Source organism: Paenibacillus glycinis, assembly GCF_009909185.1.
In the GTDB taxonomy this organism is placed as follows: domain Bacteria; phylum Bacillota; class Bacilli; order Paenibacillales; family Paenibacillaceae; genus Paenibacillus_Z; species Paenibacillus_Z glycinis.
The window spans coordinates 129,596-153,019 of record NZ_JAAAMV010000007.1 but is presented as its reverse complement, the minus strand read 5'-3'; the positions used below and the strand labels follow the sequence as shown (position 1 = coordinate 153,019).

Annotated in this window: 17 protein-coding genes; 11 read left to right on the top strand and 6 right to left on the bottom strand. The window is 59.8% G+C overall.

All coding sequences use genetic code 11. The features are described from left to right. The first annotated feature begins 117 nt into the window (after positions 1-117). From GT019_RS11865 to GT019_RS11840, 6 genes are all read left to right on the top strand, one after another. On the top strand, positions 118-1,800 hold the full coding sequence (locus tag GT019_RS11865; protein ID WP_161743361.1) for an extracellular solute-binding protein: 1,683 nt from the start codon (positions 118-120) through the stop codon (positions 1,798-1,800). 51 nt (positions 1,801-1,851) lie between these two features. Further along, positions 1,852-2,751 carry an ABC transporter permease gene (locus GT019_RS11860; RefSeq protein WP_161743360.1) on the top strand — a complete coding sequence of 300 codons (900 nt, stop codon included), beginning with the start codon at positions 1,852-1,854 and terminating at the stop codon, positions 2,749-2,751. 14 nt (positions 2,752-2,765) lie between these two features. Continuing rightward, positions 2,766-3,662, top strand: coding sequence for a carbohydrate ABC transporter permease (locus tag GT019_RS11855; protein ID WP_161743359.1), 897 nt, complete (start codon positions 2,766-2,768; stop codon positions 3,660-3,662). A 29-nt stretch (positions 3,663-3,691) separates the two neighbouring features. Then, a complete protein-coding gene (locus GT019_RS11850) occupies positions 3,692-5,638 on the top strand; it encodes a CehA/McbA family metallohydrolase (protein ID WP_161743358.1) in 1,947 nt (648 codons plus the stop codon). A gap of 116 nt (positions 5,639-5,754) precedes the next feature. Further along, entirely contained in the window at positions 5,755-8,541 is a 2,787-nt protein-coding gene (locus GT019_RS11845) for a phosphodiester glycosidase family protein (RefSeq protein WP_161743357.1), read from the top strand. Between the two features lie 304 nt (positions 8,542-8,845). Then, entirely contained in the window at positions 8,846-10,336 is a 1,491-nt protein-coding gene (locus GT019_RS11840; RefSeq protein ID WP_161743356.1) for an aminoacyl-histidine dipeptidase, read from the top strand. A gap of 247 nt (positions 10,337-10,583) precedes the next feature. Here the strand turns inward: GT019_RS11840 and melA are convergent, their stop codons facing one another. The 3 genes from melA to GT019_RS11825 all read right to left on the bottom strand — a co-directional run bounded on the left by melA (position 10,584) and on the right by GT019_RS11825 (position 14,630). Further along, a complete protein-coding gene (gene melA / locus GT019_RS11835; protein ID WP_161743355.1) occupies positions 10,584-11,996 on the bottom strand; it encodes an alpha-galactosidase in 1,413 nt (470 codons plus the stop codon). 463 nt (positions 11,997-12,459) lie between these two features. Next, the gene (locus tag GT019_RS11830) at positions 12,460-13,536 is read right to left on the bottom strand and encodes a Gfo/Idh/MocA family protein (RefSeq protein WP_161743354.1); all 1,077 of its coding nucleotides are present in this window, start codon (positions 13,534-13,536) and stop codon (positions 12,460-12,462) included. Continuing rightward, positions 13,533-14,630, bottom strand: coding sequence for an FG-GAP repeat domain-containing protein (locus GT019_RS11825; protein ID WP_161743353.1), 1,098 nt, complete (start codon positions 14,628-14,630; stop codon positions 13,533-13,535). The genes GT019_RS11830 and GT019_RS11825 overlap by 4 nt, the downstream gene beginning before the upstream one ends. 225 nt (positions 14,631-14,855) lie before the next feature. On the opposite strand from GT019_RS11825, the gene GT019_RS11820 reads away from it, so the two are divergent. From GT019_RS11820 to pgsA, 3 genes are all read left to right on the top strand, one after another. After that, complete coding sequence (locus GT019_RS11820; protein ID WP_161743352.1) at positions 14,856-15,683, top strand: AraC family transcriptional regulator; 828 nt, start codon at positions 14,856-14,858, stop codon at positions 15,681-15,683. A gap of 236 nt (positions 15,684-15,919) precedes the next feature. Next, the gene (locus GT019_RS11815) at positions 15,920-16,984 is read left to right on the top strand and encodes a glycoside hydrolase family protein (protein ID WP_161743351.1); all 1,065 of its coding nucleotides are present in this window, start codon (positions 15,920-15,922) and stop codon (positions 16,982-16,984) included. Between the two features lie 123 nt (positions 16,985-17,107). Next, complete coding sequence (gene pgsA / locus GT019_RS11810) at positions 17,108-17,578, top strand: CDP-diacylglycerol--glycerol-3-phosphate 3-phosphatidyltransferase (protein WP_328803949.1); 471 nt, start codon at positions 17,108-17,110, stop codon at positions 17,576-17,578. Between the two features lie 116 nt (positions 17,579-17,694). Here pgsA and GT019_RS11805 read toward each other — a convergent pair whose 3' ends face one another. From GT019_RS11805 to GT019_RS11795, 3 genes are all read right to left on the bottom strand, one after another. Then, complete coding sequence (locus tag GT019_RS11805) at positions 17,695-18,609, bottom strand: amidoligase family protein (RefSeq protein WP_161743350.1); 915 nt, start codon at positions 18,607-18,609, stop codon at positions 17,695-17,697. Between the two features lie 238 nt (positions 18,610-18,847). Next, entirely contained in the window at positions 18,848-20,218 is a 1,371-nt protein-coding gene (locus GT019_RS11800) for a glycine--tRNA ligase (protein ID WP_161743473.1), read from the bottom strand. A gap of 425 nt (positions 20,219-20,643) precedes the next feature. Continuing rightward, entirely contained in the window at positions 20,644-21,072 is a 429-nt protein-coding gene (locus GT019_RS11795; protein WP_235947760.1) for a VOC family protein, read from the bottom strand. Between the two features lie 252 nt (positions 21,073-21,324). Between GT019_RS11795 and GT019_RS11790 the strand changes: the two genes are divergently transcribed. Continuing rightward, the gene (locus GT019_RS11790; protein WP_161743349.1) at positions 21,325-21,972 is read left to right on the top strand and encodes a GntR family transcriptional regulator; all 648 of its coding nucleotides are present in this window, start codon (positions 21,325-21,327) and stop codon (positions 21,970-21,972) included. Between the two features lie 128 nt (positions 21,973-22,100). Beyond that, a complete protein-coding gene (locus GT019_RS11785) occupies positions 22,101-23,384 on the top strand; it encodes a cytosine permease (protein WP_161743348.1) in 1,284 nt (427 codons plus the stop codon). The last annotated feature ends 40 nt before the right edge of the window (positions 23,385-23,424 follow it).

Here is a 23,424-nt window from a genome sequence, read left to right as displayed (position 1 = left end):
GCGTTAAGAGACAGCCTAACCCCCAAAACTTATAGTCTGAATATTTTTAATATTATGTAAATTAGGAGATTACATTCATTCTAGGCATGCAAACAAACTCTTTGAGGAGGTATTTTCTTGAAAAAGGTTTTTTCTGGCATCAAATATATTCTTCTGCTCGGTACTGTGGTTTCGCTGGCTGCCTGCAACGATAACGGCCAGTCCTCGTCTGACGGAACGAACGCCGAAACGAATGAGGGCAAGAACGCCTCTGTTTCCAATTCCGGTACGGGAAATAGCGACGATGCAGCTGGCGCGATCAATGGGAGCGGATTCCCGATCGTGAACAAACCGATCACGTTGTCCGCGATGGTACAGCTGAGCCCGGCGCAGCCGACGGAATGGAACGACATTATGGCTTGGCAGGAATACGAGAAGATGACGGGCATTCATATCGAGTGGGATGAATATACGGCGGCCGATATGACGGAGAAAAGAAATCTGGCGCTCGCGAGCGACCAATTGCCGGATATCTTCTACCGGACGAAAATGCCCGACAACGACGTCGACAAGTACGGCGCGGACGGCTCTTTCCTGAAGCTAAACGATTTGATCGACAAATACGCGCCTAACTTCAAAGCGGTCATGGAGAAATACCCCGATGTTAAGAAAGGGATCGCGACCGCCGACGGCAGCATCTACGCGTTGCCGAACCTCACCGATTCCCCGAGCATTGAAATTACGAAGAAGCTGTTTCTGAACCAGAGCTGGCTGAAGAAGACCGGAAAGTCGATGCCGGCGACGACGGACGAGCTGTATAACGTGCTGAAAGCGTTCCGCGACGGAGATCCGAACGGCAACGGAAAGCATGATGAAGTGCCGCTTACGGCCGACTCGCTCGACGATATTATGCTCGTCCTGCAGGGCGCATTCGGACTGGGCGACAAGGGAACGGGCAACGGCAGCTGGGACGTGGACCCCGGTTCGGGCGAGATGCGCTATTTCCCCGCCAGCGAGAGCTATAAGCAACTGCTCGATTATCTCCATAGACTCTATTCGGAAAATCTAATCGATAAGGAAATCTTCACCAACGACGGTACGAAAGTACTGGCGAAGAACGAGCAGAATCAAATCGGAAGCTTCTCGTTCAGCAATGTCATCGCCAGGGCCAACACCAACGCGAACGATTTTGCCGGTTTAGACAAAGCGCTTGCCGGGCCAAACGGCGACCGGTTATTTACGAGCGCCCGCGGGCATATCGGCTCGAGAGGCGCATTCATGATCAGCAAGACGAATCCTTACCCGGCAGCGACGATGCGCTGGATCGATTATTTCTACGGCGAAGACGGTATCCGGATGCTGTACCTGGGACTGGAAGGGAAGACCTATCAGAAGAACGCGGACGGCAACTACGATTTCCTGCCGGCCATCGTCGGGAATATCCCGGAAGGCTCGTCCTTCGATCAGGTCGTGTCCAAATACGTTCCGTATGCAGGCGGCTCCCTGCCGACGCTCATTCTTGAGAATTATTTTAAAGGCGGCGAAACCGAGCCTTCGGCGAAAGCGGCAGCGGAACACCTTAGACCTTTCCTGCCCGCCGAGCTCTGGGCGCCATTCAGCTTTACGGCGGAGGAAGCGGCGGACAAGCAGACGCTGGAGTCGGATATTTATGGTCTGGTCAAGCAACGCACCGCGGAATTCGTGCAGGGCAAAGCATCGCTCGGCGATTTCGACAAGTACGTGGACCAGTTAAAGAAAATGGGGCTGGACGATCTTCAGCGGATTTATCAAACCGCGTACGAGCGGTATAAAGCGAACTGACGGCTGCAGGAGCGTTAACGCGGCATCAGGTTCGGAGGGAGGAGACAAGCAATGCTGCCCCGCTCAGTGCGTAAAAATTGGGATTTGTATTTGCTCGTGCTGCCCGTCGTCGTTTATTTTCTGCTGATTAAATATTTGCCGATGTACGGCATACAGATCGCATTCAAGGATTTTTCCGTTTCGAAGGGAATCTGGGGCAGCGACTGGGTGGGCATGAAGCATTTCATCCGGTTCTTCCACAATTATCAGTTTTGGACGCTCATCCGCAATACGGTGGAAATCAGCTTCTTCCAAATTCTCGTCGGATTCCCCATGCCGATCTTGTTCGCCTTGCTGGTCAACGAAGCGCGAGGCAAATGGTTCAAAAAGAGCGTGCAGTCCATCGCCTTCATGCCGCATTTCTTGTCCACCGTCGTACTGGTCGGCATGGTCATGGCGTTTCTGTCGCCTTCGACGGGGCTCGTTAACCAGTTGATCCGCCTGTTCGGCGGAGAGCCGGTATATTTTATGACGGAGCCGGGCATGTTCAAGCCGATTTACATCCTTTCGGACATTTGGCAGAACATGGGCTTTAGCTCCGTCCTCTATATAGCGGTCCTGTCGGGCATCGACAAGCATCTCTACGAGGCGGCTATGATCGATGGCGCGAACAAGCTGCAGCGGCTGGTCCATATCGCGATTCCTTGCCTCGTGCCGACGGCGGTCATCATGTTTATCTTTCAATTCGGGACGATCATGGATATCGGATTCGAGAAGATTTACCTGATGCAGAACGATTTGAACCGCAGCTCGTCGAGCGTCATTTCGACCTACGTGTACGAGATGGGCTTATTGGGGTCGCAGTTCAGCTTCTCCGCCGCGGTGGGACTATTCAATTCGGTAATCAATCTCGTCCTTATACTGACCGTGAATCAATTAGCCAAAAGAGCCGGCGGCACAAGCTTATGGTAGGAAGGAGCCAAGCGATGGGCGACGCGAAGAAAGCAAGCCGGGGGGATCTGCTGTACGATTTCGCGATTCATGCGATCCTGGTTGTCATTGCGTTAGGCACGCTGTATCCGCTGCTGTATATCGTCAGCGCCTCCTTGAGCGATCCGTTATCCATCGTGAAGGGAGAGCTTTGGCTGTTGCCGAAGCACGCGACGCTGAGCGCTTACGAGAAGGTGTTTCACAATTCCGATATCTTGACGGGCTATCGGAATTCCCTGCTTTACCTCGTCGTCGGGACAAGCATCAACATCGTACTGACGACGATGGGCGCCTATGCGCTGTCCCGCAATGATTTCAGAGGCCGCTACGTGCTCGTCCTTATTTTTACGTTCACGCTGCTTTTCAACGGCGGCCTCGTTCCGACTTATCTCGTGTACAAAAACATGCTCGGGTTGTACGACAATCTTTGGGTCATGGTCATTCCGGGCGCCGTCAGCGTCTGGAATATGATCATTATGCGGACGTACTTTCAAACGTCGATCCCATACGAGCTGCAAGAGGCGGCGTTCATCGACGGCTGCAGCAACATCCGCACGCTGACGAGCGTCGTGCTGCCGCTGTCGATGCCGATTATCGCCGTCATGACGATGTATTACGGCGTGTCGCACTGGAATTCGTACTTTACGGCGCTGATTTATTTGGATGATCATTGGCGAATGCCGCTTCAGATGGTGATCCGCAGCATCCTGATTCGGGAGGATACGGGCTCAATGACCGGAGGAGACGGAGAGAGCCTTGTCGAGCAGCAGTTGCTCGTCGAAGGCATGAAGTACGCCGTCATCGTCGTGGCGAGCATTCCGATGCTGCTCCTTTATCCGTTGGTGCAGAGGCATTTCGTCAAAGGGGTGATGATGGGCGCCGTGAAAGGATAATACAAAAACCGTTGAAGGGGCGAATAACGATGACCGAGGTCAATCAGGAAGTCAGTTCCGGACAAGAAGCGACCCTGCTAAGCGCCGGTAAAATCGCCACCGCCGAGCAGGCGCTCAATGGCTTCGAGGCGGGGAACGCGATCGACGGCCGGGACGATACGTGGTGGGAGGGAGCGCCGTATTACAAGTGGTGGAAGCTCGACTTGGGCCAACTCTGCGAGATCGAGTGCATCTTTATCAGCACGACGTACGGGGCGGAAGGGGATACGCGTTACTTTATCGAACACAGCCCAGACAATTTGAATTGGCTCGTTGCCTTCGAGAAGGGAGAAGGAATGGCTATGCCGGAAGGAGGCGAACGGTACGTCTGCCGCTTCGCGGCACGGTATCTGCGCGTGACCGTTACGTATTGCTCGGCAGGGGAAACGGCGAGAATCAGGCATTTCCAAGCGTACGGGCAAATAGCCGGTACAGGCCAGCCGGATATTGCGCCGAAGAAAGTGTCGCCCGCCAAATTCTCCGCGCTCGCCTTCGACGAAACGTCCGGCTTTGAGGAGACGGAGGTCGACGATATCGAGCCAGGACAAAGTGACCGCGTGCTCAAGGGCGGAGGGGTTGGAAGCTACCTCTTGTATCGCGGCGTCGATTTTACCGAGGGCGGCGTCGATCAACTGCGCGGACAGTTCGGCTTTACCGATCTCGACAAAGCAAAGCATGTCGTATTGGAGGTGCGCGCGGGCAGTCTGCACGGCGAGAAAATAGGAGAGATTACGCTGTTCAAGCAGTGGAAGCGATGGTCGATTCTGGCCGGCAGGCTGGCGCATGACGACCGTCGGCTGCTGACGGGCATGCACGACATCTACTTGATCGTCACGAACGCGGCGCCCGGACAACAGCTGATGATACACTGGCTGGCTTTCGCCAAGCGTGCGCCGCTGCCCGCACCGAGGCCTCTTCCGTCCCCGCTGCCGGCTCCCGCGGACGGCGAGTACAAGATCTACTTCGGCAATCTGCACAGCCATACCGGGTTTTCGGACGGCATCGGCGTTCCGGAACAGGCGTACGACTATGCCCGGCATACGGCCGGACTCGATTTTCTGGCCATAACGGAGCATAGTAATTTGTACGATCATTATTTGGACTGGGAGAAAAGCCGCAAATGGGCGGATATTCAGCTGACAGCCGGCCGCATGACGGAGGATGGCGCGTTTCTGGCGCTGTTCGGCGCGGAAACCACGTGGTACAACCAGTTCGGGCATATGAATACGTACAACATGGAATTCTTTATTAACGCCTATGAAACGCAATACAACGATATCCCTAGCTATTACGAGACGGTAAAGCAGTACCCCGATTCAATCCAGCAGTGGAACCATCCTTGGTCTTGCGGCGACCGCCATCTGGACGGCTTCACCCCTTACGATGCGGAGCTGGACCGCGTGCTGCACCTGCTCGAGATCAACACGATCGAGTCGAGGGAGCTCGGCGGCCTCTATTATTACGTGATGGCGCTGGACAACGGCTGGCATGTAGCGCCGGTGGGCAGCCAGGATAACCATAACGGCCAGTGGGGAACGGAAAACACATTGCGGACGGCCATCCTCGCGGAGGCGCTCACGACAGAGCACTTTTACGACGCCGTGAGGCATCAACGCGTCTATTTCACGTCGGCGCTCCATTTGAAGGTGTGGTTCAAGGTGAATGGCGCCATCATGGGATCGCGCATCCCCTGTACCGACCGTCTAGCAATCGAGATCAAGGCGTCGTTCGCCATCGATACGGGCAGTCGAATCGTCAAGGCGGAGATTCTCGGCGAGCGGGGAGAGGTGCTGCACACCGTCGAACACGACGGGGAAACGCTGGATTGCAAGATTTCTCTGGTCTGCAGGCAGCGTTACGTGCTCGCGAAAATTTATCAGGCGGACGGCGAATTCGCGGCGACGGCGCCGGTGTGGTTGGAGTCGGATAGGGCTTAGTAGGAGAGCCAGATGAGAGAATCCGGAGTTCGACAGGGTGTCGACGGCGCATGCAGAACGCATATCGACGAAGGATTCTGATCGATTTTAATGCAAGTTAACCGGGAGGGAAAATAATGATTTATTCAAGAAAAATCGTTCATTTGCTCTTATCTTTGGCCATGATTATGGCCTTGAACTCGCTTGCTCCATTTACCGGCTCGGCATCCGCGGAAGCCGTCATATCCATTGACAGCCAGGCAGACCTTGAGCAGATCCGCAGCAACCCTTCCGGCAGCTTCCAACTGACGGCCGATATCGATCTGACAGGGTCGTTCGTGCCGCTCGCTTCGTTCAGCGGGTCGCTGGACGGGAACGGCCATCTCATCTCCGATCTGACCATTACGGGAAGCGCGAGCCAGCCCAAGGCCGCCTTCATTGTAGATAATGAAGGCTTGATCAAGAGCGTCGGCTTCATCGACGTGAATATCCATAGTCTCGATACGAATTCCACTTACTGGGCCAGCGGCATCGTCGGGACGAACAACGGAACGATCGAGGAGAGCTTCGTGACCGGGACGGTGTCAGGCGGCTATCGCAGCGCAGGCATCGCAATCACGAACCGCCATATCGTCCGGAACGTCTATTCCGTCGCCTCCGTCGACGCCAAAGTGGAAAGCGGCGCGTTGGTGGCGGTGTCCGAGAACGGCTCGACATTGGAATCCTCCTACGCGGTGCCGGACGTCCATTCCGATACGAACAATACGGGGGGCCTTACCGCGTATGCGTATACGGGCGCGGTCATCCGCAATAACGCGCTGTTGGCGGGCACGATCGACAGCGGCAGCGGCAGCAATATCGCCCGTATCGCGGGACGGCTGAATGGCACGCCGACATTCCAGAACAATATCGCCTCGACGAATGCCCTCGTTCAGGGCGCAGCCGTCTCCGGCGGCACCGCGGCGAACAATCAGGGCTTGTCCGTCACCGATGCGTCGCTCGCCATGGAAGCTACCTATGAATCGACGCTTGGCTGGGATTTCTACTCCGTATGGGATATGAGCGCGGCTCTGGGTCGGCCGATCCTGCGGGCGGAGGAAAGCACGCCGACCGAAATCTCCACGGCGGCCGACTTGAACCTCATCCGCGGCAATCCGTCCGGCGACTACAAGCTGACGAATGATATCGTGCTGACTGGCCGGTTCACGCCAATCGCCTCGTTCAGCGGCACGCTGAATGGAGATGGGCATGCCATCATCGGATTGACCGTCACGGCGGATGCGAACCATCCGAAAGCGGCGCTCCTCGCAGTCAACAACGGCATCGTCGAGAAGCTCGGGCTTGTCGATGCGGCCATCGTCGGCAACAGCGACGATTCCGACCATTGGGCGGCCGGCATCGCCGCCGAAAACCGCGGTATGATCCGGGAAAGCTTCGTCACCGGCGTCGTCACCGGCGGCTACCGAAGCGCGGGCATTGCCGCGCATAATTTCGGTATCGTCAAGAACAGTTATACCGATGCCATCGTCAAGGCGAAGGTGGAGAGCGGCGCGCTGGTGGCCGTGTCCGAAAGCGGCTCGACGCTGGAATCCTCCTATGCGAAGCCGCACGTGTACTCCGAAGTAAATAATACGGGCGGTCTCTCCGCTTATGCTTATACAGGAGCCGTCATCAGGGACAACGCACTGCTGGCGGGTACGATCGATAACGGGACCGGAGACACGATTTCCCGGATAACCGGACGCGTGAACGGAACGCCAACGTTCCAAAACAACATTGCTTCGTCCAATGCGCTCGTCCAGGGCAAGACTGTGACCGGCGGTACCGTAACCAACAACAAAGGGTTGTCCGTCACCGATGCGGCGCTCGCTCTTCAGTCCGCGTACGAGACGACGCTTGGCTGGAATTTCGATCAGATATGGGAGATGGACGCGGCTGCGAAGCGTCCGGTCCTGCGATATTTTGGCACCGTTCCTACGCCGGATCGCAACCCGATCATTTTCCGGGTGCTGCGCGACGAGACGGAGACGCTCTCGACCGGAGTCGACCACCGGCAGATGGACTTCATTGATGCGAACGGTAATAGGCAGAAGGCCAACATTATCGAAGTCGCGATCAACCTGCCGCAAAACCATATCATCGTCGGGGTGAAAGGCAACCGGATTCCGCCGACGGACGCGAATGGCGATTATATCCGCACGGTGGATGCCGAAGGTCATGACGTCATCAAGGGCAATGTCGCCGTGCAGGCGGCTACGACCGTTATTCCAGGGAAGAAAGTCGTAGCGGGCGTCAATGGAGAATTTTATACGGAGCAAGGGCCGGAAGGGTATATGATCAAGGACGGGTCCTCGATCATCAACGGAGTCCGTACCAGCGGGGCCGATGGCAAAAGCTATCCGTTCCACGGATTCTTCGGCATCAAGGACGACGGGACGGCGATGATCGGCAACTATGGGGAGGATTGGGAGAAGAATAAGAACGATCTGTACGAGGCTTCCGGCGGGCAGTACTGGATGGTGAAGGACGGCGTCGCGCAAAATTTCAACGGACTGGTCGTCTCTGACCCGTCGGATCCGAATTACGACGAGCAGACGTACTACCGGCATGCCGACCGGCATCCTCGGACGGCAGTCGGCATCCGCAGCGATGGGAACGTGTTCTTTGCCGTCGTCGATGGGCGCGGCGCCAATGGATCCACCGGATTTTACATCGAGGAGCTCGGATTGTACATGAAGGAACTTGGCGCCTATCAAGCGTTGAATATGGACGGCGGCGGTTCCTCTACGGAGGTAACGTTGAACGAAGGCACGGATGAATACGAGATCAGAAATACGCCGATCAACAAAGTGGACGGCGTCAATACGCCGGGAGTGCCGAGGGACGTCTTCTCTTCATTGCTCGTAATCGTCGACCAGCCTTAACTGTATCGCGACAGCCTCTATTCGATTAATTTCCTCATACACGTGGACGGAAGCGCTCGAGCAATGGCCGACAAACGTCATTTCCGATATGGATGAGCGAACGCGAAGCGTTCCGCCGGTAACCGGGTGATTGTTGCATTTCCCAACTTCCGCCGGTAACCGGGTGAATGCTGCATTTTCCGACTTCCGTCGGTAAACGCAAACCAATCACCCTACGCAAACCAATCACCTTATTTGGCGTTTATTGTCCGCATGCGCTAAACTGGACCTATACGTCTCAATTCGAGAAGGAGGATTTTTACATATGAGCGATACGACAGGCAAGGTGTATACGGGCGACAGCAGGGTGCTGCAATTCTTCGAGGAGCTCTCCAAGATCCCCCGGGGATCGAGCAACGAGAAGGCGATCAGCGATTACGTCGCGGATTTCGCGCGTCAGCGGAACTGCGCCGTGATTCAGGACGAGAAGTTCAACCTGATCATCCGGAAGCCGGCGGCGCCCGGGTACGAGAACGTGCCGACCGTCATTTTCCAAGGCCATCTGGACATGGTCACCGAGAAGAATAAATCGACCGTGCACGATTTTACGAAGGACCCGATCCGCTTCAAAATCGACGGGGACATGATCTATGCGGAAGGCACGACGCTCGGCGCGGACAACGGGATCGCGGTGGCGACGGCGCTCACGATCATCGATACGCCGGACATGGCGCATCCGGAGCTGGAGATTCTGCTGACGACGGAGGAAGAAACGAGCATGGGCGGCGCGTTCCATCTCGACGCTTCGCAGTTGAAGGGCCGCATGATGATCAATTTCGACTCCGACCGCGAAGGCGTGCTGTTCGTCAGCAGCGCCGGCGGCATCAATACGTATCACTCCGTTCCGCTGGCCTACAAAGAAGCGCCTGCGGGCGAGCCGTACACGATCGGCGTGCAGGGCTTGATGGGCGGCCACTCCGGCGACGACATCATCCATGAGCGGGCCAATGCCAACAAGCTGCTCGGCCGCGTGCTGGACGATCTTCGCCGCCATGCGGCGTTCGATCTCGCGGGCGTCAGCGGCGGGATGAAGGTCAATGCGATTCCGCGGGAAGCCGAAGCGGCGGTATATCTGAGCGGCGAAGGCAAGCAAGCGGTAGAAGCCCGCATCGCCGAGCTCAACCGGATCCTGAAGGACGAGTTTCAAGCGAGCGACAAAGGCGTCTCGGTCGTGCTGCATGCCGGTTTCGACGCGAATAGCGGAGCGGGCGCGGCGGCTGCCTCGGGCAAAGCGTTCGCGGAAGACGTGAAGGCGTCCGTCATCCGGCTGCTGACCCTCATCCCGAACGGGGTGCTGAGCATGGACAAGGCGATCGGCAACCTCGTGCGCACGTCCTCCAATCTCGGCGTCGTCTCGGTGAACGAGACGCATGTCGTCATGCAAAGCCTGTCGCGCAGCTCGATGCGCTCGCAAGTCGACGAAGTCGTGCGCGTGATGCAGACGCTGGGCGAAACGGTCGGCTGCGAGTTCCGGACGGACCACTACTTCCCGGGCTGGCCGTACCGGGCGGATTCCAAGCTGCGCCCCGTCTTCCAAGCGGCGTACGAGAAGCGCTTCGGCAAGCTGATCGAGATCAAGGCGATCCACGCCGGCCTCGAATGCGGCGTCTTGATCGAGAAGATGCCGGACCTCGACGCGATCTCCTTCGGGCCGAACATGTACGAGATCCATACGCCCGACGAGCATCTGTCGATCTCGTCGGTGGAGCGGACCTGGCCGTTCCTGGAGGATGTGCTGCGGGAGCTGAAGGCGTAACGAGCGGGCAATAGGGAAACGCAAGCAAAAAAACGCGAAGCCGAACGGGGCTTGGCGTTTTTTTGTTCTGGGCTCATGCCGCTGCCGACGGGTCTCTGATGTCGACACACGGGCCTCGTCATCGTTGCGGTTGAAGCACGACGGATGGCAGTGCGGTTCTAGCGTCACGCGGCCGCACGGTCTTAGGTTCGATGAGAAACGAGGGAGCGGATCGTACCGAGAAGACGATGCCGAAGGAAGACGGCGGTTACTGCGCCAGCTCGCCGAGACGGGCGAAGATCGCGAGCGCCGGGTCGATCGGCACGTCGGCGCGCTTCACGTCCTGCGGGATGGCGATCGTCGGCGTCGGCCGCGGGCGGCGGTTGCCGAACTGCGGCAGCCACTCGCGCTCGGCGTCCAGCATCTCCGTGACCATGTCGCGGATTTCCTTCAGCGTCAGCACGGCGGACGTGAGCGGATCGAGGGCGATCGCCTGCACGACCGTCTCCGGGTCGCCGGACTTGGCCGCCATGACCGCGAGCCGCTGGACGTTGATGTTCGTCTGGTTCAGCGCCGCGCACTGCGCCGGCAGCTCGCCGACGATCGTCCGGTGGATGCCGGTCCGGTCGGCGTAGACGAGGCCTTCGGCGCAGCAGTCGTCCGGCAGGTTCTTGATCATGCCGTTGTTGCGCAGGTTGCCGCTGAACTTGAACGGCTTGCCGGTCTCGAGCGCCTCGATGATGTAGGCGCAGTATTCGATGCTGCGCGGCGGCAGCTCGGCGGACTCGTCCGTGAGCAGGTCGGCCTCCGTGTATTTGTTCGCGACGTAGACGCACCAGTTGTAGTACGCGCCGGATTCGCCGCCGAACGCCGGCTCGTCGCAGTACAGGTCGAGCGCCTTCCGGCTGTGGCGGAACCACGGCACGTACTCGGACAAGTGGCCCGTCGACTCCGTCATGAAATAACCGAAGTGACGGAACACCTCGCCGCGCACCTTCTCGTTGACGTAGAACTCCGGCTGCTCGAATTTCTCGCGCAGCAGCGGGTACAGGTCCTCGCCGTTGTGCGCGATCTTCAGGAACCAACCCATGTGGTTAATGCCGCCGGTCACGAAATCGATCTCCTGCTTCGGCACGCCGGTATAGCCGGAGATGAGGTCGAGCGTCGTCTGCACGCCGTGGCAGAGGCCGACGTACTGGACGTTCGTCTCGCCGAGCGCCCAGCAGATCATCGCCATCGGGTTGACGTAGTTGAGCAGGATCGCCTTCGGGCACAGCTCCTCCATGTCGCGCGCCACGTCGAGGATGACGGGAATGCTGCGCAGCGCGCGGAACACGCCGCCCGGGCCGAGCGTGTCGCCGATGCATTGATCGACGCCGTACTTGAGCGGGATCTGGTAGTCGAGCTCGAAGGCGGTCAGGCCGCCGATCTGGAACGAGCAGATGACGTAGTTCGCGCCCGCGAGCGCTTCGCGGCGGTCGGTCGTGATCGATACCTTGGCCTTCAGGTTGTTGTGCGCGATGACGCGGTCGATGTAGGCTTTGACATGCGTCGTCTTGGTCGTCGACGGCGCCATGAGGACGAACTCGGTTTCTTCCAACGTCGCGGTTGCCATGATGTCCAGGATCAGCGTCTTGCAGAAGACGACGCTGCCGGCTCCGATGATGGCCACTCTTCTCATAGGAACACCCCGTTCTGGTGGAATGGTTGAAAAAGGCGGAGGCCGGAATTGAACCCTTTGGTCGGTAAGCGCTTGCACTCGCTGCTGCAGATCGGATTGCATTTGGAAATTTAGCGGCGGTATTCCGACCACAAAGGCGACCGCTTCGCTGTTCCAACTCCATGAAGACACATCGGGTCAGGCCTGCCTCCACCGTATATTTGAAATCATGTCCTGCAAAACTTTCCCCGCCAGGGGCTTTGCGGGCGAATCTTACTTGCCGGCAGAAACCCGCAACCGATAACCGTATCGGCGCTGCCCGACTTGCGGAATACTCGGTCCCGCGCATCTTGAGCAGGAAGCATTCTGGCGGACTGCGGTGCCGTTATTCGCGTGCCAGCTGCCGGATTCTCTGTCCGCCAGCGTATTCTAGATCCTGATCATTGCCGGGCGAGCTGAGGTTCTCCCGCAGCGCCTCGCCGATCTATGCCTTGGCCAACCCGTTGCCGTAGGTACGCGACATGAAGTCGATATAGGACCGGGCGAAGACGAGGTCCTCGAGCGCTTCTTTGGCGAGGCAGGGGGCGGGGCGCTCGCCTCGGACCGCGGCCAGGAAGTTGCGGGCCTGGCTGCGCATGGCCGAGACGTTCGGCATGATCGGCCGGCTGATCTCGGGCTCGCCGCGCCGGGCGTTGTCCTTGTAGATCGTCACTTTGCCCGCCTGCTGGCGCACCAGCGGGGCAGGAAGGTCGACGCGGACGAAGCCGTTCTCGAACGCGACGAGGATGTGCTCATGCCATTCGACCGAGGTGAGATACGGCGCCATCTCGAGACTGACCGTGACGCCGCCGTCGCTCTCGCCGACGAGCAGGACGCCCGCGCGGTCGCCGAAGGTCAGCTTGTAGTTCTCGCCGAGGAAGAACCGGATGGCGTTTACTTGGTGAATGTAATAATTGACGAACGCGTCCAGCTCTCGCGTCTGTTCCTCCGTGAAGTCGGCCGGACCCGGCTCCTGCTGCAGCGACGGATACGGGTCGCCCGCGTTCAGCGGCTTGTCGGCCGCCGCCGTCCAGTCGCCGGGCGGCATCGTGACGCGGATGCTCCGCAGCTTGCCGAAGTCGCCGCTGGCTTTCCACGCGTCGACCTCCTTCTTGGCGCGTTCCATCGCCGGGTCGGAGCGCTTATGGTAGCCGACCATGTGCAGGGTGCCGGTTTCTTCCCCGACGCGCACCAGCTCGCGGCCTGCCTCGACGGTCAGGCTGAGCGGCTTCTCCGTGAAGACGGGAATGCCCGCGCGCAGAATGTCCGGGATGAGCGCGGCGTGATGGCGGTATTGCTGCGGCGCGACGATGGCGTCGACCTTCGCCTGCTCGATCAATTCCATGTGATGGCCGTAGACTTGCGGGATACCGTACCGGGCCGCGACGAGCGCGGCGGACTGCGGCCGAATCTCGGCCAGCGCCACGACCTCGCATTCGTCCGCCAGCACGGCGTAGTTGCTGAGATGCGCCATCTGTCCCATGCCGCCGCCGCCCACGAAACCGATTCTTACTTTGCTCATGTCCGTTCACCCTCGCTTGCGCCGAGATTTTCGAAGAGATAGAGGCCGTCCTTGCCGGGGGCCACGATGTCGGGATAGCCGCTGCCGTTCAAGTCCTGCACCCAGAAATAGATGCCCGCGCCGGAAGCTTCGCCCGCCGGGCCGTAGTCGATGACGTGCTTCTCGAATGCGCCGCCGCCGATCTTGTAGTAGTAGAGGCCGATGTCGTCGAATGCGCCGGGGTCGCCGTCGTTGTGCGCCCGGTACCGCTTGCCCGTGATCAATTCCGGCTCTCCGTCGAGGTCGAGGTCGACCAGCCATAGGTCATGGAACTGCGAGCCGCTCATGTCGATCTCGTGCTTCGTCCACGTTCGCGAGCCGTCCGCCGCGCGTCCTTGCTCGAGCCAATGCAGCCCGTAATCATGCGCCTGCCCGACGATCAGGTCGATCAAGCCGTCGCCGTTCACGTCATGGCCCAGTATGGGCACGCTGGCGCTGCCAAGCGAGAACTCGGGATGAAACGTCCACGTTCCGGCAAAGGGATCCGCCGGATGCTCCAGCCAGCCGCCCGGCAGGATCACGTCCATGCGGCCGTCGCCGTTCACGTCGGCGAAGCCCATGCCGTGCCCGCTCGGGCCTTCGCCGATGACGAATTTTCGGAACTCGCCGGTTCCCCGGCCTTCGGCATCGCGCACGAGCTTATAGAACGCCTGCGGCTCGCCGGGCGTGTTCGGGAAGATTTCCGGCACGCCGCAGCCGTCGATATCCAGATACCGGATCGTCTCGATGCTGCCGCAGCGGTCGATGTCGTACGTCTCCCATGCGGCGTCCGAATCCCCGGGATTCCGGCGCCAGCGAAGCGTCTCGCCCCACCAGCCGCCCGTGACGATGTCCGGACGGCCGTCGCCGTCGACGTCCATCGGATAGTCGGAGAAGTCGTCGTGGTATTCGGAGATCGCGAGGACGTCGCTGATAAAATGCTTCTTCGCGTAATCCGGTCCCTCGTACCAATACGCGCCGCTGACGATATCCGGCACGCCGTCGCCGTTCACGTCGAACACCGCGCAAGCTTCGTATTTCTCGTCGGACAACAGCCGTTTCTTGAATTGCAGCACTGCGGACACTCTCCTCGAACTAATTAATGTTGTATCGTATCGCGGTTATGCGCTATGCTGAGGATAAAACCTGCAAGCGCTCTCTATTACTAGGGTATGCCAACGGGATCGGCGAAACAATAAGAGGGCTTGTGGGAAAAACTATCCATTCTTGCGATATACAGATACGGCTTCGCGCACGAACGAAGGCTGGGTACGAAGCACGCGTCGAAGGAGATGAAGACGATGGGCGAGGCTTCCCTGTTCCGCAGCCGGCCGGCGTTCATCTCGGGCGCCGCTTTCCTGGCGGACGGCAATCCGAACCGGTTCATGCTGGAGCTTCACAAGCACGATGCCAATAGCGAGATGCTGCTCGTCGAAGAAGGGGAGGGCGAATTCGAGATCGACGGCCGGAGCTATACCGCCGGTCCGGGGACGCTGCTCTTCTATCAGCGGGGATTGTGGCACAAGGAACTGTCCACGAAGCATCCGTTTCGCGCGACGTACATCGGGTTTACGGACATGCAGGTCGGCGAGCTGCCGCCGGATTATTTTCTCGACCCGGACCGCGAGCCGGTGATCGAGCTTCACGAGCAGATGCCCGCGATTGCGGCGCTGATGCGGGCATGCATCGGGGAGTACGGGCGGATGGAGCCGGAGTCGCGGCTGGCGTCGGATCATTACCTGGGCCTGCTGTTCGTCAAGCTGGCACGGATCGCGCATTACGGCGATGCGGCGGAACGGACCCGCTCGACGGCCAAGGAGGCGGTCTGGAAGGCCAAGCGGATGATGGAAGAGAATTACGCGGCGCCGCTCACCTTGAAATCGCTGGCCGCCGAGACGTTCATGAACAAATACCACTTGGCGCATCTGTTCAAAGAAACGGTGGGCGTCAGCCCCATCCGGTTTCTCGTCTACTGCCGCATGGAGGCGGCCAAACGGTATTTGCGCACGACCGCGCTGCAGGTGAAGGACATCGCGGACATCGTCGGTTACCAGAGCGAGCCGTCGTTTTACAACGCGTTCATGAAGACGGTCGGGACGACGCCGCGCAAATTCAGAGAAGGCGGCTGAGGGGCGCTACCGGCGCGGGGCGGAAGGTTTCCGAATTCTTGAAGGAGGCTGGCGGCTATGAAAAACAAACTGATCCTGTTCGCGATCTTCGGCAGCGGCGGACTGATGCTGGGCGCGATGTTTTGGCTGCTGTGGGCCATTCAGCGGATATGAACGGGCGGCGAAAGCAGCTGTCGGCGCGGAAATAAAATCGCGAATTATTATGTAAGCGAATTCATGACGAGGAGCGTATTCGCATGACGATTATCGATCGCGCGGCTATCGAAGAGCTAAGAACGGACTTTCGGCGGGACCTTCCCGTCCTGCAGGGATCGGGGATCGCAGGACGCTTCGACGCCAAGGCCGTGGATTGCCCGTTCGTGTTCCGGCACGATGGGCTGTTCCATATGATGTACGTCGGCTTCGACGGGGACGGGTATCAGACCGCGCTGGCAACGAGTCCGGATCTGCTGGCGTGGACCTACCGAGGCATGATGCTGGAGCGGCTGGACGATCCGTCGCGCTGGGATCGCGTGGGAGCGGCGGGGTCGTGGATCCTGCTGGAATCCGACGAGCTGCATGCGGTGCCGGCGCTGCGCAAGGTGGACGGGAAGTACTGGATGGTATATCACGCGTATCCGGAAGTCGGTTATGAAGCGGGCGGCGCCGTGATGGGACTGGCTTATTGCGAGGACGAGTCGCTGCTGCGCTGGACGCGGCTTGACCGGCCGATCTTCGCGTATGAAGGCGGGGCGGACTGGGAGCGGGGCGGCTTGTACAAATGCTGCGTCATCCGTCACGCGGAGAAGTACTGGATGTTCTACAACGCCAAAGACAAGGACGAATGGCCGTGGGTCGAGCAGACGGGCGCGGCGTGGTCGGACGATCTCGTCCACTGGACGCGCTGCCCGGAGAATCCGGTCCTGCAGGCGCTGGATAACAGCTTCTACCGGCAGTATTTCAGCGATCCCTGCATCAAATTCCATGCGGGACGCTGGTATGATTTCGGCTTCGGCTTCGACGGCAAGCATGCCCAAGGGGCGCTTGCGGTATCGGAGGACCTGCTGCGCTGGGAATGCCTGCCCGAGCCGTGGCTGCCGGCCGGCGGACCGGGCGCGCTGGACGAGACGCATGCGCACAAGTCGTCCGTCATCAGCTGGAACGGCACGCTGTATCACTTTTATTGCGCCTGCCGTCCGGCGCGGGAGGGGGACCCGGCCGTCATCGACTACGGCGGCGGCAGCCGCGAATTCCGCTGCATCGCCGTGGCGGCGAGCCGGCCTTGGGCAGCGGACGGCATTCCGGGCGCGGACGCGCAATAGGAGCGATTCCATGAATCTGGCGAACAAGATCACGCTGGCAAGAATCATGCTGATTCCCGTATTCATCTGCTTTTCCCGATCTATCCGGAATGGCTGGCCGAGAAGTCCGGCCTTATCGGGCATTTGGACGCGTACGGCATCTATTACGCGGCGGCGGTGTTCTTGCTCGCTTCCGCCACCGACAAGCTGGACGGATACATCGCGCGCAAATACAACCTCGTCACCAATCTCGGCAAACTGCTGGACCCGCTCGCGGACAAGCTGCTTATCACCGCCGCGCTCATCCTGATGGTCAGCCTGCATTTGACGTACGCGTGGGTGGCGTTCGCCATCGTTGCGAGGGAAATCGTCATCACCGGCTTGCGCATCGTCGCCGCCTCCCGCCGCATCGCGCTGCAAGCCGACGGCACCGGCAAGATCAAAATGGTGTTCCAAGTCGCAGCGATCACGGCCGTCCTGCTGCGAAACCGCCCGTTCAGCTTCTTCACCGGCATCCCCGTCGATCAGGTGCTGCTGTATCTGGCGCTTGCGCTGACCGTGTACTCGGGCATCCACTATATCCGGACGAATTACCGGCGGCTGGAGCTTTTCTGACGGGCCGGCAACCAAACAGAGACGAACCCGAACACTTCGCCAGGCATAGGCCGTTGTCTAATCTGCTGCAAATGGAGACCCCCTTCTGCCGGTCGGCAGAAGGGGGCCATTCGCGTTCAACGCGGAGCATCGGCTTGACGCACGACCCGCCAGCCCGTCGCCGGCGGCGCGCATACGTATCGGCGCAGCTTGCCGTCGCCCGCCTCGATGCCGAGGAGCAGGCCGTCCTGGACGGGGAGGATATGGAGGATCTCGCCGCCGGGAACAAGCTGTTCGGCGAGCTCCGATACCGCCGGGATCAGGGCGTCGTCCAGCCACGTCCGCTCGCGGTACCAGCGCGGAATCGCGCGCGGCGGCGGGTATCCGGTCCGCGGCGCGCCCAGCGCGTCGGCCAATTCGGCCGGCGTGTCCCGAAGCTTGCGTCCCTCGCCGACGGCCGCCACGAATCGCAAGCACAGCTCGACGGCATGCAGGATCTCATCGTAGTCGAGGCTGCCGTTGGCATAGCGGATCTCGACGGTGCCGATGTCGTACCATGCCGAGGCATTGATGCCGCAGCGATGCGACTGGGGCCGGCCCGGGCGGTGCAGCGCCTCCTGGCGCGGATCGCGCAGGTAGTCGTTCTTCATCTCCGGCGTAACCGAAGGGCAGTAGATCAGCCGGTGCTCGCTCATCGTCAGCAAGGAGCGAAGCGCCTCTTGGCACGCGAGCGCGGCGTCGACGAGCGGCAGCACCATCGCCTCGCCCCACGGTTCGATGCCGATATGCACATGCAGCCCGCAGCTCCAGTTCATCCGCGCGCCGTTCGCAAGCAGGCGATCCAGCATGACGCGGATTTGCTCGCGGGCCGCCCAAAGCATGGGAGGCGTCTTCAGCTCGCTGCCGGAATCGTCGCCGGATTCGTCCACCTGCAGTTCGTCCAGCGACATGACCCATCCGGGCGGCAGTTCCACTTCGGCGGGTCTGCCGCCGATAAATTCGATTTCCACGCCGAAGCGCAGGTCTTTCCAGTTGACGTGTTTCGGCCACATAGGCGCATGCACCCTCTCTTATTGAAATCGCGGCGTCGTGCCGGCCGGGAGAGAGGGGGGCCACGGGCACTGCGGCAGGCTCGGGCTTAACGGGGGATTTTCAACCTGGCCATTGCCGTTCCTCCTGTTCGCAAGGGATTTGCTTAATCTAGTACATTCGCGGCGCCTGCGAATAATTCCTCTCGCGCATCGGCATACGAGACGATCACGGTGGAGTGACGCGGTCGCTCCAAGCAGGCTAGAACGCGACCCGCGCCGCGATATACGCGCGAAGCTCCGCGATCGGCAGCCGGACCTGCGCCATCGTGTCGCGGTCGCGGACGGTGACGCAGCCGTCGGCCTCGGAATCGAAGTCGTACGTGATGCACAGGGGCGTGCCGATCTCGTCGTGGCGGCGGTACCGCTTGCCGATGGAGCCGGCTTCGTCGTAGTCGACCATGAAGTCGGCGGCGAGGTCGCCGTAGACGCGCTGCGCGCCTTCGGCCAGCTTCTTGGACAGCGGGAAGACCGCCGCCTTGACCGGCGCGAGCGCCGGATGCAGCCGCAGCACGACGCGGCTGTCGTCCGCTTCCAGCTGCTGCTCCTCGTAAGCGTCGACGAGGAACGCAAGCGTCACGCGGTCGGCGCCGAGCGAAGGCTCGATGCAGTACGGGACGTACCGTTCGTTCGTCTCGGGATCGAGGACGTGGAAATCCTCGCCCGCATGCGCCATATGCTGCTTCAGGTCGTAATCCGTCCGATCCGCGATGCCCCAAAGCTCGCCCCAGCCGAACGGGAAGCGGTACTCGATGTCGGTCGTCGCGCTGCTATAGTGCGACAGCTCGTCGTCGGCATGGTCGCGCAGCCGGATGCTGGTTTCCTTCATGCCGAGCCCGAGCAGCCAATCCCGGCAGAAGCCGCGCCAGTACCGGAACCACCCCAAGTCCTCGCCGGGCTTGCAGAAGAACTCCAGCTCCATCTGCTCGAACTCGCGCGTCCGGAACGTAAAGTTGCCGGGCGTGATTTCGTTGCGGAAGCTTTTGCCGATTTGACCGATGCCGAAGGGAAGCTTCTTGCGCATGGCGCGCTGCACGTTTTTGAAATTGACGAAGATGCCTTGGGCCGTCTCCGGGCGCAGGTAGATCTGGTTGGCGCTCGATTCCGTCACGCCCTGGAATGTCTTGAACATCAGGTTGAATTGCCGAATGTCGGTGAATTCCCGGCCGCCGCAGTCCGGGCACGCGATGGCATGCTCGGCGATCAGCGCCTTCATCTCGTCGAACGTCATGCCGTCGACGATGACCTCGAGGCCAGTCGCTTCCAAGGCGTTCTCGATGATTTTGTCCGCGCGGTGGCGGCTCTTGCAGGCTTTGCAGTCGATCATGGGGTCGTTGAAATTCCCGACGTGGCCGGAGGCGACCCAGGCCTGCGGGTTCATCAGGATCGCGGCGTCGAGACCGACGTTGTGCGGCGACTGCTGGATGAATTTCTTCCACCACGCGCGCTTGACGTTGTTTTTCAGCTCGACCCCGAGCGGGCCGTAATCCCAGGTATTCGCCAAGCCGCCGTAGATCTCGGACCCCGGGAAAATAAATCCGCGCTGCTTCGCCAGCGAGACGATCCGTTCCATCGGCTTCGATTCGTTGCTCATCGGTAAACGCTCCTTTTGCCGCTGCTGCCGGCCGTATTCTTTCTGTCGCCGCCATCGAAAAAAGCTCCCGTCTCCGGACATCGCGATGGCGATATCCGGGGACGGGAGCTTACGCGCCCGCGGTTCCACCCCAGTTGACGCTGCCGATCGGCCGCGCCCGCTTTTGGCTGTTGCTTTCCATGCCTTGCTCCGGACTGCCGTTTCCCCGGTCGCTCCTGCCGGGCTTTCACCATCCCCGGCTCGCTGCGTAGAAGACTTCTCAGGTACTATGGTCCTTCATAGCAAGAATTCCAATGTTTTGGTTATCTTATCGCGAAGCCGGAGAAAAATCAACCGGGTATCGGCCTTCGCCGGTTCTTCGCGCCGCTTTGCCGGCGGGCGAAGGAAGCGACGTCCGTCTCCCGCTATTCCCGGCAAATCATCAGCTTGTTGCCGTCCGGATCCTTCACGACGAACCAGTGGTCGTGCTCGATGCCGGTCACGAGCTCGGCGCCGAGCGCCTGCATGTACGCGAGCGAGCCTTCCAGATCCCCGGTCATCAGCATGAACGCGGGCGTCTCGAACGTCGGCGCGCCGCCGGGCTCGCGGCCGCCCCACATCGGCATCGTGTCCAGGATGAGGCCGGCGCCTTCCATGGGCAGCGGGCACAGGTGGCCGTTCATGATCTCGCACCGGCTCTCCTCCAGCCCGAGCACCCGGCAGTACCAGCCGCGCGAAGCCTCGATATCCCGTACCGGGACGAAAAGGCTGCCGATTTTGTTTTTGACCGGACTGGCGGGAAGCTTGGACTCGGCGATCGGGGATTGATGGTTGTCGGACATGGACATGGACATGGTTATCCCTCCGTGGACGATTTGTCAGCGCTTGCGGAACCCGCAGCAACCTGCAGGTTTCTTTTCGCGAAGCTGCACCCCGATTCCTGCTTATGCTCCCGCCGGGCGCAAACCCGGGGCGCATCAACGTTCTCATTCGAATTATAATGTTAGGTATTCTAACATATTGATCTTGACGTAGCGCTCTTTCCTTGCCATAATGGCTCTAACACTAAAGTGTGATCACATATCACAAATTGCAGAGGTGAACGTATGAGCGAGATGATTGAAGTCTCGACGGTGAATTACGAGGTCTACGACCGCTTGAAGCAGCGCATCACGATGGGGGCGATTCCTCCCGGAAAGAAGATCTCGATCCGAAGCCTGGCGGAGTCGTTCGGGGTCAGCACCATGCCCGTGCGGGAGGCGCTGCGCAAGCTGCAGGCGGAAGGTTTCATCACATTCGAACGGCGCAGCGTCACCGTCAACGAGCTTTCGGTGGAGGAAGTCAAGCAAGTGTTCACGATCCGTCTCCGGTTGGAGCTGCTCGCGGCGGAGTGGTCGCTCGAGCGGGTCGCGGACGACGACATCGGCGTGCTGGAAGACATCTTGGAGACCATGGCTAACCCGATGATCGACGTGAACGAATGGCGAAAGCTGAACAAGCTCTTTCACCTCCGCTTTTACCAATGTTCGAATTCCTCCCATATTCTCGAGCTGATCAAGAACGTGTGGGATAAGGTGGAGCCTTACATGACGATCTATTCGTCGACGGTGGAGGATTTCCGGGAAGCGCATCTGCAGCATCTGGAGATATTGGACATTATCAAACGCAGAGATCTCCCGCTGCTGCTGGAGAAAATCGCCGACCATTTGAACTACACCCGCGATGTCGTTTCCATGGCGCTGGCCCGCGAATGATGCACTGACCCGTAATGATGAGTGGGATGAATGTCGACAGCGGAGGAGGTGATCGGCATAAGGATGAAGTCTGAAAGGTTGCGTTGTATGGAAGCAGCAGAAGATCGCTAATAACGGAGGTGTATTCGATGAGTCAATCAACCGCAGATCAAGAGCTTTTCGGGAACGAGTACGAGCATTCGCCCGTTCCGCAGGACAAACGAAAATCGCTGCTCTCCGTCACGTCCATCTGGGTCGGTTTCCCGATGATCATCACGGGCGCCGTGACCGGGGCGACGCTCGTCCACGGGTTAGGCTTCGTACGCGGCATCCTGGCGATGATGGTCGGCAACGCGCTGTTGTTCGCGTATGTCGGATTATTAAGCGTGCTCGGCGCGAAGGACGGCAATAATTTCTCCTTGCAAGCTTCGCGAACGTTCGGCCGAAAGGGGTACATGGCGGCATCCGCGCTGTTATCCACGCTCGTCATCGGCTGGTTCGCCGTGCAGACCGGCTTGACCGGCGTCAGCATGAGCGGCGCTTTCCATGTCAATGAAGTGTTCATCGTGATCGTAGCCGGCGTCCTGTACGTGCTGCTCACGCTGCTCGGAATCAAGGCCTTGTCCATTATCGGGCTGATCTCGGCGCCGCTGTTCCTTATTCTTGGCCTTTACTCGGCCGGGGAAGCCGTCGGGCATGGCCGCGCGATCGTCGGCTATGCCGGCAACGCCGATTCGCCGTTGGCCTTCTGGGTCGCGGTAACGCTTGTTTTCGCCTTGTTCGCCGATTCGGGCACGATGACGTCCGATTTTACCCGGTGGTCCAAAAACCGCAAGCACGCGCTGATCGCGACCTTCTCCGCTTTCCCCGTCGCCAACTTGATCGCCATGATCATCGGCGGCGTCATAGCCGCGGCCACGCTCACCGGCTCGGGCGACGTGTTCGGCGTCATCGTCGGCAAAGGCGGCGCGTTGACTTGGATCGCGGTCTTGTTCCTCTTCGTCAATCTCGGCTCCGTATGCTCGCACTGCTTGTATAACGGCGCCGTCGGATGGTCGCATATTACGGGGACCAAGATGCGCACGATGACGATCATTCTCGGGGGCGTCGGAATCGTGCTTGCCGCGCTCGGCATTTGGAATTATTTCGTGAATTGGCTGAATCTCCTTGGCGTGATCGTACCGCCGATCGGCACCATTATCATCATGGATCAATTCGTTACGCGCAGGTCGTCGACTGCCATCGACGCCGACATTCGGTTTCAGCCCTTCCTTGCTTGGGGGATCGGGTCCGCCGCCGCGTTAATCGCCGATTATCAGTTCCCTGACATGTCCACCGCGCTATGCGGGATATTCGTGTCCGGCATCGCCTATTGGTTGATCGCCGGAAAGCCGTCCGTCGTCGCTTCCCATTCGGCAGCGGCGAAACGATAACGGATCCGGCGGCGAGAGGCTCGTCTGCCAACGAGCCTCT

Bases quoted from the DNA above. Each gene is read 5' to 3' on its own strand.
- GT019_RS11860 (WP_161743360.1), top strand. From the start codon at position 1,852: ATGCTGCCCCGCTCAGTGCGTAAAAATTGGGATTTGTATTTGCTCGTG.
- GT019_RS11855 (WP_161743359.1), top strand. From the start codon at position 2,766: ATGGGCGACGCGAAGAAAGCAAGCCGGGGGGATCTGCTGTACGATTTC.
- GT019_RS11850 (WP_161743358.1), top strand. From the start codon at position 3,692: ATGACCGAGGTCAATCAGGAAGTCAGTTCCGGACAAGAAGCGACCCTG.
- GT019_RS11845 (WP_161743357.1), top strand. From the start codon at position 5,755: ATGATTTATTCAAGAAAAATCGTTCATTTGCTCTTATCTTTGGCCATG.
- GT019_RS11840 (WP_161743356.1), top strand. From the start codon at position 8,846: ATGAGCGATACGACAGGCAAGGTGTATACGGGCGACAGCAGGGTGCTG.
- melA (WP_161743355.1), bottom strand. From the start codon at position 11,996: ATGAGAAGAGTGGCCATCATCGGAGCCGGCAGCGTCGTCTTCTGCAAG.
- GT019_RS11830 (WP_161743354.1), bottom strand. From the start codon at position 13,536: ATGAGCAAAGTAAGAATCGGTTTCGTGGGCGGCGGCGGCATGGGACAG.
- GT019_RS11820 (WP_161743352.1), top strand. From the start codon at position 14,856: ATGGGCGAGGCTTCCCTGTTCCGCAGCCGGCCGGCGTTCATCTCGGGC.
- GT019_RS11815 (WP_161743351.1), top strand. From the start codon at position 15,920: ATGACGATTATCGATCGCGCGGCTATCGAAGAGCTAAGAACGGACTTT.
- GT019_RS11805 (WP_161743350.1), bottom strand. From the start codon at position 18,609: ATGTGGCCGAAACACGTCAACTGGAAAGACCTGCGCTTCGGCGTGGAA.
- GT019_RS11800 (WP_161743473.1), bottom strand. From the start codon at position 20,218: ATGGAACGGATCGTCTCGCTGGCGAAGCAGCGCGGATTTATTTTCCCG.
- GT019_RS11795 (WP_235947760.1), bottom strand. From the start codon at position 21,072: ATGTCCATGTCCATGTCCGACAACCATCAATCCCCGATCGCCGAGTCC.
- GT019_RS11790 (WP_161743349.1), top strand. From the start codon at position 21,325: ATGAGCGAGATGATTGAAGTCTCGACGGTGAATTACGAGGTCTACGAC.
- GT019_RS11785 (WP_161743348.1), top strand. From the start codon at position 22,101: ATGAGTCAATCAACCGCAGATCAAGAGCTTTTCGGGAACGAGTACGAG.